Below are 16,494 nucleotides of genomic sequence, written 5' to 3'. Positions count from 1 at the left end.
GTCATATTACGGTGGGCGCCGGTCGATGCCGGTCCCAACTCCTGTTGCGTTAAGCTGGAAGAGCGACGAAGAGCCGTTAGCGGCACCAGAATCCTAGGGAAGGCGTGGGAAGTGACCTACGTAATCGCACAGCCGTGCGTGGATGTGAAAGATAAGGCCTGCATTGAGGAATGCCCGGTTGATTGCATCTATGAAGGTGAACGCTCGCTGTACATCCACCCGGATGAGTGCGTGGACTGTGGGGCGTGCGAGCCGGTGTGCCCGGTCGAGGCGATCTACTACGAAGACGACACGCCCGATGAGTGGGCCGAGTACTACAAGGCCAACGTCGAGTTCTTTGATGATCTCGGGTCGCCGGGCGGCGCCGCCAAGCTTGGCAACACCGGGAAGGATCACCCGATCATTGCGGCCCTGCCGCCGCAGAACCAGGAAGCGTGACGTTAGCGTGACACCCAACCGGGCCTTCGGGCTCGACCTTCCGGACTACCCCTGGGATGCCATGGCACCCTACATCGAGGAAGCCCGGAAGCATCCGGACGGCGGGGTCAACCTCTCAATCGGAACTCCCGTGGATCCCACGCCGGAGGTTGTCCAGCGTGCGCTCCGCGACGCATCGAATGCGCCCGGTTACCCCACCACTCACGGCACGATCGAGCTGAGGGAATCAATCAGCGAGTGGTACCGCCGTCGTCGTTCTGTTGTTGGTCTTGACCCGGCAGATATTCTGCCAACGGTGGGTTCCAAGGAGCTTGTTGCGTGGCTGCCCACGTTGCTGGGGCTGGGAGCGGGCGATGTCGTTGTGCGCCCCACGGTTGCCTATCCCACCTATGACATGGGAGCCCATTTCGCCGGTGCAACACCGGTGGCCGCGGACTCGCTGGCTGAACTGGATCCGGGCACGCGGGCGCGGGTGCGGCTGGTCTGGCTCAATTCTCCATCGAATCCCACCGGCGCGGTCCAGGACGTTGAAGCCCTGCGTGCCATGGTCGACGCCGCCCGTGGACTGGGCGCGATGGTTGCCTCCGATGAGTGTTACGCCGAACTGGGCTGGGGCGCCTGGGATCCTGCCCAGGGTGGGAACCCGGTGCCCAGCATCCTCGATGCACGGGTCAGCGGAGGGTCCACCGAACAACTGCTGTCCGTCTACTCGCTGAGCAAGCAGTCGAACCTCGCCGGTTACCGGGCCGCGTTCGTGGCCGGTGACAGCGGGGTGCTGGCTAACCTCATCAACTCGCGAAAGCATGCCGGAATGATCGTGCCGTATCCGGTGCAGGAAGCCATGCGCGCAGCGCTTTCGGATGACGCTCATGTCGCCGCGCAGAAAGACCTGTACCGGGCTCGGCGGGAGCAACTCATACCGGCTCTCGAGGCCTTCGGGCTGACCATCTCCGCATCCAACGCCGGCCTGTACCTCTGGGCGACGGCGGGGGAAGACACCTGGCTGACGGTGAGGAGATTCGCGGAGCTGGGCATCATTGTTGGTCCCGGCACGTTCTACGGTGACGCCGGGAACGGGTTCGTCCGGGTGGCGCTCACGGGTTCGGATGAGCGGGTCGCTGCCGCGGCTGCCCGGCTCACCGCGTGAGACCGTGTTGCTATTGCACAACAACGCCTCAACCGATTAGTGCTGAAGGCGTTTGTGCCGGTAGCGTTTTAGCTGACTGAGCTGATCCAGCAATTTCGCATGCTTTTCCATAAGCTCCACAAGGAGAGTCAATGACTGAGCACAACGGCGCCTCACTCCAGTATGACGGAGGAAGCCTGAGCCTCCCGCTGATCCAAGCGGCAGAGGGCAACCACGGGTACGATGTCTCGAAGCTGCTCAAGCAGACCGGTGCCGTTACCTTCGATCCCGGTTTCATGAACACCGCGGCCACCACCTCAGCAATCACGTACATCGACGGCGATCAGGGCATCCTGCGCTACCGCGGCTACCCCATCGACCAGCTCGCCCAGCATTCGAGTTTCCTTGAGGTTTCCTACCTGCTCATCTATGGGAACCTGCCAACACCGACTGAGCTCGCCGCCTTCGATAACCGCATCCGCAGGCACACGCTCCTCCACGAGGAGCTCAAGGGCTTCTTCGGCGGATTCCCACGGGACGCCCACCCCATGCCGGTGCTGTCCTCAGCTGTCTCGGCGCTGTCCACGTTCTACCAGGACTCCCTGGACCCGTTCGACGATGAGCAGGTGGAGCTGTCCACGTTCCGCCTGATGGCGAAGCTGCCGGTCATTGCCGCGTACGCGCACAAGAAGTCCATCGGCCAGCCGATGCTGTACCCGGACAACTCCATGAACCTAGTGGAGAACTTCATGCGTTTGTGCTTCGGCCTCCCTGCCGAGCCCTATGATCTCGATCCCACCATGGTTAAGGCGCTGGACCTCCTGCTGATCCTTCATGCGGACCACGAGCAAAACTGCTCCACCTCCACCGTCCGCCTGGTGGGAAGCTCGAACGCCAACATGTTCGCTTCCATTTCCGCCGGCATCAACGCGCTATTCGGCCCGCTGCATGGCGGCGCCAATGAAGCCGTACTGAACATGCTCCGGGAGATCAAGGCCAAGGGCATGCAGCCCGAGGACTTCATGGAGAAGGTCAAGAACAAGGAAGACGGCGTGAAGCTCATGGGCTTCGGGCACCGCGTCTACAAGAACTATGATCCGCGGGCCAAAATCGTCAAGGCCACCGCCCACGACATCCTTTCAAAGCTCGGCGGCAACGACGAGCTTCTGGACATCGCAATGCGCCTCGAAGAGAAGGCCCTTGCTGATGACTACTTCATCGAACGCAAGCTCTACCCGAACGTGGACTTCTACACCGGCCTCATCTACAAGGCGATGGGCTTCCCGGAGAAAATGTTCACGGTCCTCTTCGCGATCGGACGCCTGCCGGGGTGGATCGCGCAGTGGCGCGAAATGATGCAGGATCCGCAGACCAAGATCGGCCGTCCGCGCCAGCTGTACACGGGCGCCGGGGAGCGGCACTACCCCGCACGCTAGAAGTTCCAAACGCAGTAACAGCACGACGACGGCCGGTTACCTCCGCAAGGAAGGTGACCGGCCGTCGTCGTACTTCACGTTGCCGTGGCCTTGGCTAGGAGGCGTATCCCTGCGGGTTGTTCTTCTGCCAGCGCCAGTGGTCCTCGCACATCTGGTCCAGTGACTTATGCGCGGACCACCCAAGGTCTGCCAATGCTGACGAGGGGTCCGCATAGCTGACGGCTGCGTCTCCCGGCCGCCGGGGAGCGAACTCGTAGGGGATCTCGTGGCCGGCCGCCCTGGAGAAGGCTGCGAGCACCTCAAGCACCGATGAGCCATTACCTGTCCCCAGGTTCCAGCGGTGCACCCCGGAGTGGGAGGTGAGAAAGTTCAGGGCAGCTACGTGGCCGTCCGCGAGGTCCACCACGTGGATGTAGTCGCGGATTCCGGTGCCGTCCGGGGTGGGGTAGTCATTGCCGAAGACCAACACCTTCTCCCGTCTGCCGACCGCCACCTGAGCTACGAACGGCAGCAGGTTGTTCGGGATGCCCGTTGGATCTTCGCCGATACGTCCCGATTCGTGCGCACCCACCGGATTGAAGTAACGCAGCAGCGCGATGTTCCAGCGGCCGTCGGAGGCACCGACGTCGCTCAGGATGTCCTCGATCTGCTCCTTGGTGCGCCCATAGGGGTTGGTTGCGTCCAGCGGCATTTTCTCGATGAGGGGTACCTCTTCGGAAGCGCCATAGACGGTGGCTGAGGAGCTGAAGACCAGGGTGTGCACGTTGTGGCGGTCCATGGTGCGCAGCAGGTTCAGGGTTCCACCCACGTTGTTGTGGTAGTAGAACAGCGGCTTCTCCACTGATTCACCGACGGCCTTCAGCCCGGCGAAATGGATGACGGCCTCGACGGCCTCGGCTTCGAACACGGCGTCGAGCGCGTGCTCGTCGAGCAGATCCACCTTGCGGAAAGCCACCTCGCGGCCGGCCAGCTCCTCCACCCGCCTCAGGGCGGTTTCGCTTGAGTTGTAGAGGTTGTCCACTACGACGACGTCGTGGCCCGCCTCCAGGAGTGCAAGTGTGGTGTGCGAGCCAATGTAACCGCTTCCGCCGGTGACGAGTATCTTCATGGGTTCAAGCCTACCGACCAGCGGTATTTCGGACCCAAGTGAGTCACCAGGCTCTTGCTCTGGAGACGTCGGGGCTATCGGTCTACCCTTGGAGGATCACGCGCGAGCCGGTTCGGGTTATGCCGGCGGAGAGGCGGGGACACCGCATGCACGTCAATGGAGCGCCCTCCTGGAAAGTGGGAGCTGGTACGTCTCTGGCCATGTGCTTCGCGCTGTATCTGCGGGACTGCGCCGGCCTCGGTGTGATCGGCAAGCCTGCAGTATCGCCGGTGAAGCCCCCTGTCCGCTGCCTGAATCCGCGCCAGGTGGTCCACGCCGCCGGCGGCGTTCCTGCGCTGCGGGTGGAGTGGGAGGCCTGGTGGTATCAACTGGTTGCCGGATACGGAAACGGTACGGTACTTCCTACGCCGCCGGACTTCCCGGAGTTTGACTCCATGCCCGCCCTTCAGCGCCTCACCCTCGCTCACTATGGGACCGCATTGGAATGGACGCAGGAGCGTGACGCATCCTGGTGCGAGCGCGAACAACAGCGCATGCACGACGTAGGTCAGCGGCGGTTCGGTGATCTCGTCCGGGAACGCGAACTCGAACTTGGGCGGCCCGCGAGGAACTTCTCGCTCTCCGTGGTGGAGCTGCCGCTGAGTGAAGACCGGGCCTGGTATGTCGAACCAGACATGCTCATTCTGAGCGAGGACCTCTACGACGACGAAGCGACCTTCCGGAGCTATGTCCAGCCGGTGGTGGAGATCATCGCGTAGCGCCTGCTAGGCGGCGACCTCGGCAAGGGTGATCAGCACCTGCCCGGTCTCAGTTTCTGCGGTGGTCCAGCCGCCGTCGGCCCGGTTCCACTGCAGTCCCGCATGGGAGACGGAGGTGATTCCCAGTTCCTTGGCATTGGCCACCGCAAACTGTGCTGCGGCCCACCCCTCTGATCCGGAGGCGCTGGTCACGAGACCCTCTTCGGTTGCAGCTGTGGGTAGGGCTGGAAAGACGGCTGCGAAGCGTTCGGTCACCGCTGCCGCGCTGCCTGATGCAACGGGCTTACGCAGTACGCAGTTCAGCGAGGCGGGGGATTGGCCCGTCAGCGCTGAGGCGAACGCGCGCGCCTCAGGCTCGTGATCGGCATAAGCGTCCGGGTAAGCGCTGCGCTGAACGAGCTGTGCGGCCTCCGTGATGGGCAGACTCTGATATCCCGGAACGGTGACCAGCTCATCGTAGAAGGCGCCGGCAGCGTAAATGGGATCCTGCACCTGCTCCTCGGTGCCCCAGCCCTGGGACGGACGCTGCTGAAACAGTCCCCGGGAGTCCGGCCCCGCCTGGTCGCCGTAGTCCAAATTCCGCAGGCCCGATTCCTGGACGGCGGTGGCCAGCGCAATCGATACCGCGCGCGGCGGCAGGCCACGGGTCACGGCTACTCCCGCGATGGTGGATGCGTTTGCGGCCTGCTCCGGCGCCAGCTCATAGGTATCTGTACCGACGACGGCGCTGCACCGCTCACGGACCAGCACCTCAGAGGAGTTCAGTTGGCTGATGGCCAGGTAGGCTCCACCGCCGACCACCGCCGTCAACAGTGTGAGGACACCGGCTGCGCGAAGGCGGCGCCGTCGTCGGGCCTGCTTCTTGGTCTGGAGCACTCAAATCCCTAGTTGGCGTGGAGCGCAGCGTTCAGTGCGATGCCCTGCCCCGAGCGCTGCCGGGCTTCGACGACGCCGGTGGTCGAGTTGCGGATGAAGAGCACTCCGGACTGCCCCGAGAGGTCGGCAGCCTTGGCGATCGAGCCATCCGGGAGGGTCACCTTGGTTCCTGCCGTGATGTAGAGGCCGGCCTCCACCACGCAGTCGTCACCGAGGGAGATACCGATGCCGGCCTGTGCGCTGAGGAGGCAGCGCTCGCCGATGCTGATGCGTTCCTTGCCGCCGCCTGAGAGGGTACCCATGATCGAGGACCCGCCGCCGATATCGGAGCCGTTGCCCACGACGACGCCGGCGGAAATGCGTCCCTCGACCATTGAGTGGCCCAGAGTTCCGGCATTGAAGTTGACGAAACCTTCGTGCATGACGGTGGTCCCCTCGGCGAGGTGTGCGCCCAGGCGAACCCGATCGGCGTCGGCGATCCGAACGCCCGAGGGCATCACGTAATCGACCATGCGTGGGAACTTGTCCACGCCGTACACCACCACCGTGCCGCGGGAACGCAGGCGCAGGCGGGTGGTTTCGAAGTTGTTGACGGCGCACGGGCCGAAGTTTGTCCACACGACGTTCGCGAGCAGTCCGAAGAGGCCGTCGAGGTTTATGCTGTTCGGCTGGACGAGCCGGTGCGAGAGCAGGTGGAGCCGGAGGTAGGCATCCGCTGCGTCGGCGGGCGCGTCGTCGAGCGAAGACACGGTGGTGACTACTTCCTGGGTCACTCCGCGCAGCGCGTCCGGCGCTGCAATAGCCGCTAGTTCGCTGCGCAGCGCATCGGCCTCGCCTGAAGCGTCGCCAAGAACCGGCTGCGGATACCAGACATCGAGTGTCGTTCCGTCTTCAGCCAGCGTGGCCAGGCCGACGCCGAAAGCGGTCCGCGTGGAGGTCTCGGAGGGGGTCAGGGAAGCAGAAGCCGTTTCAGTCATGGCTTCCATTCTACCGAGTAGCTGTTACCGGCTCCCGCCACATCGCCCAGTACGCACGCCCGGCTTCCCACCCCTCGCTTCGCTCGGCGCGGGGCGGGAGGCCAGTACGCTGGGGATCATGACAGCTTCCGACAGCGCGCGCCTTGATCCCTTCGCCGATGTGGCTCAGCTCACCGCGGATATCATCGACATCAACAGTGTCTCGGGTAACGAACGGGCATTGGCTGAAGAGGTGGAGGGGATCCTTCGCGCGTGTTCCCACCTGGAAGTGGTCCGGGACGGTGATTCGCTGATCGGCCGCACCAACCTCGGCCGTGCCGAACGGGTCATCCTGGCCGGTCATCTCGATACTGTGCCGCTGCCGCATGTGCCAGGCTCCCGCGGTACCGTCCCGAGCACCTGGGAGGGCGAGGTTCTCTATGGACGCGGTGCCACCGACATGAAGGGCGGAGTCGCCGTCCAGTTGGCGCTTGCTGCCGCGCTGACAGAGCCGTCCCGGGACATCACCTACGTCTTTTATGACCATGAGGAAGTCGAGGCATCCCTCAGTGGACTGGGCCGGTTGGCTGACAGGTACCCGGACTGGCTCGAGGCGGATTTCGCGGTGCTGCTCGAACCCACCAACGGCACTGTCGAAGGCGGCTGCAATGGAACGGCCCGCTTCAATATCACGACGACGGGGCGCGCCGCCCACTCTGCACGGGCCTGGATGGGGAAGAACGCCATTCACGCAATGGCGGAGGTGCTTGTTCGGCTTCGGGACCACGAGCCGGCCACGGTATCGGTGGACGGACTGGATTTCCGGGAGAGCCTCAATGCTGTCCTGATCAGCGGTGGCACCGCGGGGAATGTCATTCCCGATCGTGCCGTTGCCGAGGTGAATTACCGGTTTGCTCCGGATAAGACCCCCGAGGACGCCGAAAAGTATGTGCGTGACCTGCTTGCTGGTTTTGAGGTGGAGCGGACGGATGCGGCAGCCGGCGCGCGCCCCGGGCTGAACCATCCAGCTGCCGCTGCCTTCGTCGCTGCAGTCGGTGGGGAGCCGAAGCCGAAGTACGGCTGGACCGACGTGGCGCGTTTCAGCGCACTCGGCATACCCGCCGTGAACTTCGGTCCCGGCGACGCGCTCCTTGCACACTCGGACGACGAACACGTCCATGCAGATGCTGTCCGTACCTGCCTCAAGGCATTAAGCGACTGGCTCGCCTAGACCTGAGGTCGAGGCGAGCCAGTTGTTCGACGGAGGAATCTGCGTTTGGTCTAACCGGCGTTAGTCGGGTCGGTCAAAAGTACTTTCTCGTTCTTTTCCTTACGGGTCTTTCCGCCGGTCCTGAAGCTCAATCGGCCGGAGAGCTTGGTGGCGAAAGTGGTCAACATGAAGTTGATGATGATAAAGATCACCGCAGCGACGATGAGGGCCTGGAAGATGTTTCCCTCGCCCGATCCCAACCGACGGGAGTAGGCGAGTAGCTCGGAGTACGTGATGATGTACCCCAGCGCTGAGTCTTTGAGGATGACGACAAACTGGCTGACTAGTGCAGGCAGCATGGCGACCAGTGCCTGTGGAACCTCGATCGAGCGCAGCGACTGACTTCTCGTCATACCGATCGCCAGTCCTGCCTCTCGCTGTCCTTTCGGGAGGTTGAACACGCCGGACCGCACGAGTTCGGCGATGACCGAACCGTTATACAGCGTGAGTCCGAGGACTACCGCAGCGAACGGCGAGTCCTGCGGACGGAGGAGGTCAAGGGTGCCGAGGAGCAACCAGAAGAAGATCATCATGAGGAGCACGGGTACTGCCCGGAAAAATTCGACGACGATTCCGCTGATCCACCGGATGACCGCAACATGGGAAAGTCGACCCAAACCGAAGATCAAACCGAAGACGATAGAGGTGACAACCGAGATAGCGGCCGCACGGAGGGTGTAGAGCAGCCCCTCGAGCAGGAAGAACCGCCAGGTGTCCCACTCCAGGAATGGAGTCCATTTTTCGGGCGCAAACTGCCCCTGAGCGGCCAGTGCCATGATCAGATAGCCGATGAGTCCGACAATCAGAACGGCACCGATGATGTTGCCGATCAGTATATTGCGACGGGACTTCGGGCCCGGCGCATCAAACAGAACCTGCTGTACGCTCATCGTGCCACCGCCAGTTTCTTCGAAGCCCAGGTTGTGAGCAGGCCGATTGGGATGACGAGAATGACGAATCCGAGCGCGAATGTGAAGAAAATTGGATAAATAACGTCGGAGCGGAACTCGATCATCTCCTTCATCACCGTTGAGGTCTCGATGGCAACTGATCCCGCTGCCGCGACCGTCGAATTCTTGATGAGCGCAATCAGTACGTTACCGAGCGGCGCAATCGCCCCTCGGAACGCCTGCGGGAGAATGATCAGGCGGGCAGCCGGCATGAAACTGAGACCTATTGCACGGGCCGCTTCAGCCTGGCCGAGGGGGACCGTGTTCACTCCGCTGCGAATAGCTTCACAAACGAAGGCTGCGTGGTAAATGGCAAGCCCGAGGATAGCGATCCGGAAGAGGCTGACATTGAGGTCTTCAGCAAGCGTGAAGCCGAGTTGGCCGAACAGGCCGAGGAACCCGAAGGCGAGGATGATCGTCAGGGGCGTGTTCCTGAAGATGTTGACGTACGCCGCGCCGAGCCATTGCAGGCTCGCGATGGGTGAGATTCGCATGAGCGCGAGAAGCGTGCCCAGCAACAGCGCCCAAACCCCAGCCCACAGGGTCAGCTGAATATTGACCCAGAATGCCCCGAGGACATCGTATTCGACCAGGAGGGACAGATAGTCCTCCATTTATTCGGCCTCCCATACATAGATGAGCGGTGGGACAGCCGGAGCCGCCCCACCGCGATGAGTGTCAATCAGACGCAGTCATCGGGCGTCGGCGGGTTCAGTTCCGAGTTCGGCTCGTAGTCAACGCCTTCAAGGTTGTTCGCCAGTGCTTCTTCCCAGGCGCCTTCTTCGATCATCTTCTCGATCGCCGCGTTGATGTCCGAGCAGAGCTCGCTCCCCTTGGTGAGGCCGACTCCGTAGCGCTCCTCCGAGAAGGTGTTGCCGACAACCTTGAAGTCGCCGCTTTCCGCATTGGCAGCGAGACCGGCAAGGATGATGTCATCGGTGGTGACGGCGTCAATAGCACCGCTCGCCATGACGGAAACGCACTCGGCGTAGCCTGGCTGCTCGACAAGGTTGACGCCGGGGTACTCTTCCTTGATCTTGGTCGCCGACGTTGATCCGGTGACTGAGCAGAGGTTCTTGCCCTCAAGATCCTCAGGACCGGAGATGTCGCTGTCCGCAGGAACCAGCAGGTCCTGACCGGCAATGAAGTATGGACCGGCGAAGTCGACGGTTTCCTTGCGGGTGTCCGTAATCGAGTACGTTGCGAAAATCATGTCAACCTGCTCGTTGGCCAGCATGTTCTCGCGGTTGGCCGAAGGGGCTTCCACCCATTCAATCTGGTCTTCGCTGTAGCCGAGCTCGCCTGCTACGTACTTGGCCACATCGACGTCGAAGCCGGTGTACTCGCCGCCCTCGTCGAAGCCGAGGCCGGGCTGATCGAACTTGATGCCAATGCGTACGGAATCAGCAGCTGCTTCGCCGGTGCCTTCTCCGCCGCCTTCAGGCTCGCCTCCGCCGCCGCAGGCGGACAGGGTGAGTGCGGCAGCCGCGGCCATCGCCAATGCGCCGTATCGTGTTTTTCGCATGATTTCTCCTCGCGTTATTTCCTGATGGGAATTCGTAGGTGGTCAGTGGGCAAGGATTTTGCCGAGGAAGTCCTTGGCGCGATCACTTTGCGGATTGGTGAAGAACTCTTCCGGGGTGGCCTGTTCAACGATCTGGCCGTCAGCCATGAAGATCACGCGGTCGGCAGCTTTGCGGGCAAAGCCCATCTCGTGGGTGACCACAATCATGGTCATCCCTTCCTTGGCCAGTGCAACCATGGCATCCAGGACCTCATTGATCATCTCCGGGTCCAGCGCGGACGTCGGTTCATCAAACAGCATCACCTTTGGCTGCATGGCGAGGGCCCGTGCAATGGCGACGCGCTGCTGCTGGCCCCCGGATAGCTGCGCGGGGAGCTTCTGTGCCTGGTTGTCCACGCCAACGCGCTTCAGCAGCGACATCGAAAGCTCTTTCGCTGCGGCGGCCTTCATCCCCTTGACCTTCACAGGGCCGAGAGAGACGTTCTCGAGGATGGACTTGTGCGCGAACAGGTTGAAGGATTGGAAGACCATGCCGACATCAGCACGGAGCTTTGCCAGGGCCTTGCCTTCTGCCGGCATTTCCTTCCCGTCGATCCGGATCTCGCCGTTGTCGATGGTTTCCAGACGGTTGATGGCGCGGCAGAGCGTGGACTTGCCTGATCCGGAGGGGCCGATCACCACCACCACCTCGCCGCGGGCAACTTCGAGGTTGATGTCCTTGAGTACATGCAGCTCACCGAAGTGCTTGTTGACGTTCTTCAAAGAGACGAGAGGCTGTGCTGACGAGTTGGACGCGGACGTTGGCGTGCTCGACTGTGTGTCACGAGTCATAGAAAGAAATGTAGCGAAGAATTCCCGACCGGCGATACAGCGGCTGGCCGAAAGTGGAAATCGTGATTCAAGAGCAACCAACGCGGAAGGGTCCCTGCGGCGGTTAGCCTTGGGTATATGAGTCCCCACAGCGGCACAAACGATCAGCACACCGGCCCTCCCGCGGCACCGGCGCGGCGTCGCGGACAGGTAGAACTCCGTCGGGACCAGGCGAGCACGGCGCAGTCCGATCAGTACCTGTTGGACTCCGATGAGGAAACCCCCTTCACCAAGACTGATCCCTGGCGGGTCCTGCGGATCCAAAGCGAATTCGTGGAAGGTTTTGGAACCCTGTCCGAATTGGGTCGGGCGATCAGCGTTTTTGGCTCCGCGCGGACTCCGAGGGATTCCCCGTACTACGCAATGGGTGAAGAAGTGGGACGGCTCCTGGTGGAAGCCGGGTACGCCGTCATCACCGGCGGCGGCCCGGGTGCAATGGAGGCTGCGAACAAGGGTGCCTGCGAGGCCGGCGGTGTTTCCGTGGGGCTCGGCATCGAACTGCCCTTCGAACAGGGCATGAACGAGTGGGTGGATCTCGGCATCAACTTCCGCTATTTTTTCGCCCGCAAGACAATGTTCGTCAAGTACGCACAGGGCTTCATTGTGTTGCCCGGAGGCTTCGGAACCCTGGATGAGCTCTTTGAAGCGATGACGCTGGTCCAGACGCAGAAGGTCACGTCCTTCCCGATCGTACTGATCGGTTCCGAGTTCTGGGGTCCGCTGTGGAACTGGGTGCGGAACACGCTGCTCGCCAACGGAATGATTTCGGAGAAGGACCTGTCACTGGTTCACCTGGTCGATGACCCGGCCGACGCCGTACGTGCCGTACTCGCTGATACAGCACGGCACACCGGGCCCTAAGCCATGACGGTTTTCCTCGTTGTGGTTGCGGTTGCGGCAGTGGGCGCCACTGCGTTCTTCGCCGTCGGGCGTGGGTGGCCCCGCGGGAGCGGGTCTTCAGGAGGAGAGCCCGGAGCCCTTCCCGGCCTGGTTGAACCGACGCCTTCCCTGCCGCCGGTCCTGCTCCCGGAACACCCGAGCGCTACGGACATCGGCAGTGTCCGCTTTTCGCTTGGGCTGCGTGGGTATCGCATGGATCAGGTGGACGAGGTCCTGGACAGTCTGGCAGCCGCCCTCGCCGAACGCGATGCTCTCATTGAAGCACTACAGGAGCAGAACCGGGAGCGCCGGTGAGCGCGGTCAGCGGCAGCGATGGCCGCCTGCGGTGCGGTTGGGCAGTGTCGAGCGCGGACTACGAGGCCTACCATGACAACGAATGGGGACGCCCGGTCACGGGCGAGGCTGCGCTCTTCGAAAGGATCAGTCTCGAAGCGTTCCAGTCCGGGCTGAGCTGGATCACTATCCTCCGCAAGCGGGAGAATTTTCGTGTGGCTTTCGCCGGATTCGAACCGCGGAGAGTTGCCGCTTTCGATGACGACGACGTCACACGCCTCCTCGGCGATGCAGGCATTGTGCGCAACCGGGCCAAAATCCTCGCAACCATTGCGAACGCCCACGCGCTCCTCGCGTTGCCCGCGGGCACAACGCTTGGAGGAATCCTGGACGCGCACCGGCCGGCGCCGAAACCAGCGCCGCAAGCACTCACCGATGTTCCCGCCGTAGTGCCGGAGTCTGTCGCGCTTGCGAAAGAACTCCGATCCCGCGGGTTCCGCTTCGTCGGTCCCACCACCGCCTATGCCATGCAGCAGGCAACCGGATACGTCAACGATCACCTTGCGTCCTGCTGGGTGCGGAACAATTCAGCGTAGCGGTGTGATGGGCGCCGCACCTGCGATTAGCTCGGCACGCACTTCTGCGGGATAATAGGGAAAGGACGAGCGTACGGGGGAGTCTCCGCCGTGCAATGTTGACCGCGGCCTTCGTCCGGTCGCGCACCGTGGAAGGAAACTACTTAGATGGCTGCGATGAAACCCCGTACCGGTGATGGACCCATGGAGGTCACCAAAGAGGGACGCAGCCTCATCATGCGGGTTCCGATCGACGGCGGTGGACGCCTCGTCGTCGAGCTCAACGCTGAAGAAGCAGGCAAGCTCAAGGATTGCCTGCTCACGGTAACGGGTTAGAGAACCAGGGTTTTCAGGCGGAAGTTCAGGCCGGCATCTTGACGGCCATCAGGAGACCATTCCCGGCCGGCACCAGCGTGCTGACCAACTGATCGTTAGTGCGCAGCGTCTTGCCTACCTGCCGCAAGGTGTTCGTGGAGGCGTCCCGTACCGCGGGGTCGGCAACCTTGCCACCGTCAAGGGCGTCGTTGATCAGAATCAGTCCTCCGCGCTTCAACAGACGGACTGCCTGGTCAGCGTAGAGCGGAAGGTTGGCCTTGTCCGCATCGATGAAAACAAGGTCGTAGGCAGCATCGGTCAAGCGGGGAAGTACGTCGGCTGCCCGCCCGGAAATAGTCCGGGTGCGGTTCGCCGGAATTCCTGCCTCGGCATAGGCCTCGCGTGCAGCCCGAAGATGGTCTACATCCGAATCGATAGTTGTCAGCACTGAGTTCTGGCCCATGCCGCGCAGCAGGCATACGCCGGAAACACCCGCCCCGGCGCCGACTTCCACCACGGTCATCGCTTTTGACGCAGCAGCGAGTACCGTCAGAGCCGCCGCAATTCCCGTACTGACGGGGGAAACTCCGAGCTCGTGGGATCGGTCCCTCGCCCGGAGCAAAACATCATCTTCAACGGGCAGGCCTTCCGTGTAGGACCAATTCGCCTGCTTCTGCGCGCTCATGATGTTCCGTTCTGTCCAGGAGCCAAAGGGTGATCGTAGCCGTCCGGGCTACCGGACGCCGCCGCTTCCAGCCTACTGCCGATCCGGCATGGGCACCGGTAACGCCGTTTCCGGACAGCCCCGCGCCCCGGAGACTCGCGCCATTTATTCAGCGGGCTCTCAGCTACATCCGGCACCATGAATATGCAAGAGATGCGATCCGAGGCATCCAAAAGAGGCAAAGCCCCGAATACCATATGCACGCGGTTCCGGCTCTATAGGCGGGCATCGCGCACATTCAATCGAGGGCGAGAGGAGAAGGTCGATGTCTACTTCGCGCATAGTGGCACCAGCAGGGAACGCCACCACCGGAGAGCACGATCAGGAGGTATCCGACTGGGTCCCTCCAACATGGGAGGAAGTGGTCAGGGACCACTCACCAAAGGTCTACAGGCTTGCATACCGGCTGACTGGCAACAAGTATGATGCCGAGGACCTCACGCAGGAGGTTTTCGTGCGTGTCTTCCGTTCGCTTGCTAACTTCAAGCCCGGAACGCTGGACGGCTGGCTTCACCGCATCACCACCAACCTCTTCCTGGATCAGGCACGGCGCAAGAATCGCATCCGCTTCGATGGGCTTGCCGATGATGCCGAGAATCGCCTGCCCAGCACCCACCCCAGCCCGGAACGCAGCTTCGAATTCAACAACCTCGACCTCGACGTACAGGCGGCCCTTGAGGAGCTGCCGCCGGACTTCCGTGCTGCTGTTGTCCTGTGTGACCTGGAGGGACTTCCGTATGACGAAGTTGCGCGCGCGCTCGGCGTCAAGCTCGGTACTGTGCGCTCTCGGATCCACCGTGGCCGCACCATCCTTCGGGAGAAACTTGCCCACCGGGATCCCCGGCAGTCCGAATCCGCCCCACCCCGCCTCAGCCTGCCGCGCATAGCAGGTGCCCGCTAGATCCATGCGCCACCCAACCCGTTTCCTGATCGACTATGTGGCGGGCGAGCTCAGTCTGGCTCGTCAGTGCGCCGTCGAGAAGCACCTGCTTCGCTGCAACCAGTGCCACGAAGTCGTGGAGCAGGAACAGGCTATCCGCCGGCGGCTGAGGAGCACATCCACCCCGGGACCGTCCGAGGAGCTGTTCGAGCGTATTCTGCGCAGATCCACGGAGCAATCGGGTGATGTGTCTCAGCCTCGAGCTGCTGGAATTTCGGCGACTCACCTCACTCTCGATGAGAGCGTCCCCGTCGACGAGCCGTTCATGCACCGCAACCGTGCCGTCATCGCCGTGGGCAGCGCACTCGCCGTCGCCGCAGTAGCAACGCTCACGGCCGCGTACGCGCTTGGATCGGAGGTGAACGCCGGTGACCTGACGGCTGCAGGCGGTTCAGCGTCGGTGACGGAAAGCTTCCAGACCGTGGCAACAGCCGCGCCGGCCACTTTGACCTCCACGCAGATTGACCAGCTGCGTGACGACGGCTGGTTCTGTCCCGAGTTGCAGACGCTCGGTTTCGATCTCGTCCGCGCTGAAGCGCTTGAGATCGAAGGCAGGCCCACCCTGCAGTTGGAACTCTCCGACGGAAGCCATTCCCTGACCATTTACGAACAGCGCGGCGGGACCGAGGGCATGGAGGCCGCTCCGGTCAATGCGGCAACCGGCAACACCGTCGAAGAGGATGGATTCGAGGAGATCGGCGGGGCAGAACAGACGGTTTGGCTGCATCCGGGTCGCGCGTGGCAGCTTGTGATCGATTCCGGTTCCGCCACGTACACAGTGGTCTCCACCCTGCCCGTCGCCGACATGCCGCGTGCGGTCAGCCAGTTGATGTTCAATGAACACTCCCAGCTGGCCTATTCACGCCCGGATGCACCGAGCGACCCCCTGAGCCGCATCCTCCGCGGGCTTGGGAAGCTGGCGCAGCCGGCGCCGTGACGTAAATAGATTCAGGGTTGTCCTGCAGGTAGGCTTCGAAGGTGTTTGGAATCAACGGATACGAGTTCCTTCTTTTGGCGCTCATCGCTGTCATCGTCCTTGGTCCCGAACGGCTGCCCGAATACGCTTCCCAACTTGCGCAATTGGTCAAGGGGCTGCGCCGGATGGCCACCGGAGCCCGCGAACAACTTCGTGAAGAAGTAGGCACCGAATTCGACGACGTCGACTGGCGCAAGCTCGACCCACGCCAGTATGATCCGCGGCGCATCATCAAGGAGGCCCTTCTTGATGACATCGAAGACGCCATCAAACCCGTCAGTGAAAACGGCTCGAAACCCCAGTCCCGCTCAATCGCAGCTTCATCCGGAGCAACGGCGAACGGTGCAGCTTCAGTCAACTCGCCGGAGGGCACCGCACCGGCGCAGACTCCGGTCAGCTCCCCACGCCTGAGCGCCGGTCAGGCCGCCCCTTATGATCACGAGGCCACTTGAAGCGCTCCCCAGGGAATTTTTGCGTC

20 protein-coding genes are annotated in these 16,494 nt (G+C 62.5%); 12 read left to right on the top strand and 8 right to left on the bottom strand.

The window, feature by feature from the left end:
* Positions 1–111 precede the first annotated feature (111 nt).
* From fdxA to ACZ2GY_RS11700, 3 genes are all read left to right on the top strand, one after another.
* On the top strand, positions 112–438 hold the full coding sequence (gene fdxA / locus ACZ2GY_RS11710; RefSeq protein WP_056544327.1) for a ferredoxin: 327 nt from the start codon (positions 112–114) through the stop codon (positions 436–438).
* A 61-nt stretch (positions 439–499) separates the two neighbouring features.
* Positions 500–1,585, top strand: a complete 1,086-nt coding sequence (dapC, locus tag ACZ2GY_RS11705) for a succinyldiaminopimelate transaminase (protein WP_471673587.1) — start codon at positions 500–502, stop codon at positions 1,583–1,585.
* Positions 1,586–1,716: 131 nt separating this feature from the next.
* Entirely contained in the window at positions 1,717–3,000 is a 1,284-nt protein-coding gene (locus ACZ2GY_RS11700; RefSeq protein WP_277357655.1) for a citrate synthase, read from the top strand.
* Between the two features lie 94 nt (positions 3,001–3,094).
* Here the strand turns inward: ACZ2GY_RS11700 and galE are convergent, their stop codons facing one another.
* Positions 3,095–4,108: a UDP-glucose 4-epimerase GalE gene (gene galE / locus ACZ2GY_RS11695; RefSeq protein ID WP_471671947.1), complete on the bottom strand. Its 1,014-nt coding sequence runs from the start codon at positions 4,106–4,108 to the stop codon at positions 3,095–3,097.
* 146 nt (positions 4,109–4,254) lie between these two features.
* On the opposite strand from galE, the gene ACZ2GY_RS11690 reads away from it, so the two are divergent.
* Positions 4,255–4,866: a hypothetical protein gene (locus ACZ2GY_RS11690; protein WP_471671946.1), complete on the top strand. Its 612-nt coding sequence runs from the start codon at positions 4,255–4,257 to the stop codon at positions 4,864–4,866.
* A gap of 6 nt (positions 4,867–4,872) precedes the next feature.
* Here ACZ2GY_RS11690 and ACZ2GY_RS11685 read toward each other — a convergent pair whose 3' ends face one another.
* Positions 4,873–5,742 carry a hypothetical protein gene (locus ACZ2GY_RS11685; protein WP_056544339.1) on the bottom strand — a complete coding sequence of 290 codons (870 nt, stop codon included), beginning with the start codon at positions 5,740–5,742 and terminating at the stop codon, positions 4,873–4,875.
* Positions 5,743–5,750: 8 nt separating this feature from the next.
* Complete coding sequence (gene dapD / locus ACZ2GY_RS11680; protein WP_277357652.1) at positions 5,751–6,719, bottom strand: 2,3,4,5-tetrahydropyridine-2,6-dicarboxylate N-succinyltransferase; 969 nt, start codon at positions 6,717–6,719, stop codon at positions 5,751–5,753.
* A 118-nt stretch (positions 6,720–6,837) separates the two neighbouring features.
* On the opposite strand from dapD, the gene dapE reads away from it, so the two are divergent.
* Positions 6,838–7,929 carry a succinyl-diaminopimelate desuccinylase gene (gene dapE / locus ACZ2GY_RS11675; protein WP_471671945.1) on the top strand — a complete coding sequence of 364 codons (1,092 nt, stop codon included), beginning with the start codon at positions 6,838–6,840 and terminating at the stop codon, positions 7,927–7,929.
* Positions 7,930–7,979: 50 nt separating this feature from the next.
* On the opposite strand, the gene ACZ2GY_RS11670 is transcribed toward dapE, so the two are convergent.
* The 4 genes from ACZ2GY_RS11670 to ACZ2GY_RS11655 all read right to left on the bottom strand — a co-directional run bounded on the left by ACZ2GY_RS11670 (position 7,980) and on the right by ACZ2GY_RS11655 (position 11,274).
* Entirely contained in the window at positions 7,980–8,858 is an 879-nt protein-coding gene (locus ACZ2GY_RS11670; RefSeq protein ID WP_346027126.1) for an amino acid ABC transporter permease, read from the bottom strand.
* Entirely contained in the window at positions 8,855–9,532 is a 678-nt protein-coding gene (locus ACZ2GY_RS11665; protein ID WP_277357649.1) for an amino acid ABC transporter permease, read from the bottom strand. The genes ACZ2GY_RS11670 and ACZ2GY_RS11665 overlap by 4 nt, the downstream gene beginning before the upstream one ends.
* A 68-nt stretch (positions 9,533–9,600) precedes the next feature.
* The gene (locus tag ACZ2GY_RS11660) at positions 9,601–10,443 is read right to left on the bottom strand and encodes a glutamate ABC transporter substrate-binding protein (protein WP_277357648.1); all 843 of its coding nucleotides are present in this window, start codon (positions 10,441–10,443) and stop codon (positions 9,601–9,603) included.
* Between the two features lie 42 nt (positions 10,444–10,485).
* Positions 10,486–11,274 (bottom strand): amino acid ABC transporter ATP-binding protein, encoded by a 789-nt coding sequence (locus tag ACZ2GY_RS11655; RefSeq protein ID WP_277357647.1) that lies wholly within the window; start codon positions 11,272–11,274, stop codon positions 10,486–10,488.
* Positions 11,275–11,391: 117 nt separating this feature from the next.
* On the opposite strand from ACZ2GY_RS11655, the gene ACZ2GY_RS11650 reads away from it, so the two are divergent.
* The 4 genes from ACZ2GY_RS11650 to ACZ2GY_RS11635 all read left to right on the top strand — a co-directional run bounded on the left by ACZ2GY_RS11650 (position 11,392) and on the right by ACZ2GY_RS11635 (position 13,397).
* Positions 11,392–12,174, top strand: coding sequence for an LOG family protein (locus ACZ2GY_RS11650; RefSeq protein ID WP_277357646.1), 783 nt, complete (start codon positions 11,392–11,394; stop codon positions 12,172–12,174).
* Between the two features lie 3 nt (positions 12,175–12,177).
* Positions 12,178–12,507, top strand: coding sequence for a DivIVA domain-containing protein (locus ACZ2GY_RS11645; protein ID WP_277357645.1), 330 nt, complete (start codon positions 12,178–12,180; stop codon positions 12,505–12,507).
* Entirely contained in the window at positions 12,504–13,082 is a 579-nt protein-coding gene (locus tag ACZ2GY_RS11640; RefSeq protein WP_277357644.1) for a DNA-3-methyladenine glycosylase I, read from the top strand. Before ACZ2GY_RS11645 ends, ACZ2GY_RS11640 begins: the two co-directional genes overlap by 4 nt.
* A 147-nt stretch (positions 13,083–13,229) precedes the next feature.
* The gene (locus tag ACZ2GY_RS11635; protein WP_081737717.1) at positions 13,230–13,397 is read left to right on the top strand and encodes a DUF3117 domain-containing protein; all 168 of its coding nucleotides are present in this window, start codon (positions 13,230–13,232) and stop codon (positions 13,395–13,397) included.
* A 25-nt stretch (positions 13,398–13,422) separates the two neighbouring features.
* Here the strand turns inward: ACZ2GY_RS11635 and ACZ2GY_RS11630 are convergent, their stop codons facing one another.
* Complete coding sequence (locus tag ACZ2GY_RS11630; RefSeq protein ID WP_277357643.1) at positions 13,423–14,061, bottom strand: O-methyltransferase; 639 nt, start codon at positions 14,059–14,061, stop codon at positions 13,423–13,425.
* Between the two features lie 304 nt (positions 14,062–14,365).
* Here ACZ2GY_RS11630 and sigE point away from each other — a divergent pair, with 304 nt between their 5' ends.
* Genes sigE through ACZ2GY_RS11615 form a run of 3 tightly spaced genes read left to right on the top strand, consistent with a single transcriptional unit; the run spans position 14,366 to position 16,468 of the window.
* Entirely contained in the window at positions 14,366–15,001 is a 636-nt protein-coding gene (gene sigE, locus ACZ2GY_RS11625) for an RNA polymerase sigma factor SigE (protein WP_277357642.1), read from the top strand.
* A 4-nt stretch (positions 15,002–15,005) separates the two neighbouring features.
* A complete protein-coding gene (locus ACZ2GY_RS11620; RefSeq protein ID WP_277357641.1) occupies positions 15,006–15,977 on the top strand; it encodes an anti-sigma factor family protein in 972 nt (323 codons plus the stop codon).
* Between the two features lie 41 nt (positions 15,978–16,018).
* Positions 16,019–16,468 (top strand): twin-arginine translocase TatA/TatE family subunit, encoded by a 450-nt coding sequence (locus tag ACZ2GY_RS11615; RefSeq protein ID WP_277357640.1) that lies wholly within the window; start codon positions 16,019–16,021, stop codon positions 16,466–16,468.
* The last annotated feature ends 26 nt before the right edge of the window (positions 16,469–16,494 follow it).

It is taken from the genome of Arthrobacter sp. KKT183, from assembly GCF_055657625.1.
Note: the sequence above shows the minus strand (reverse complement) of the source record. Positions and strands in the feature narration are given on the sequence as shown.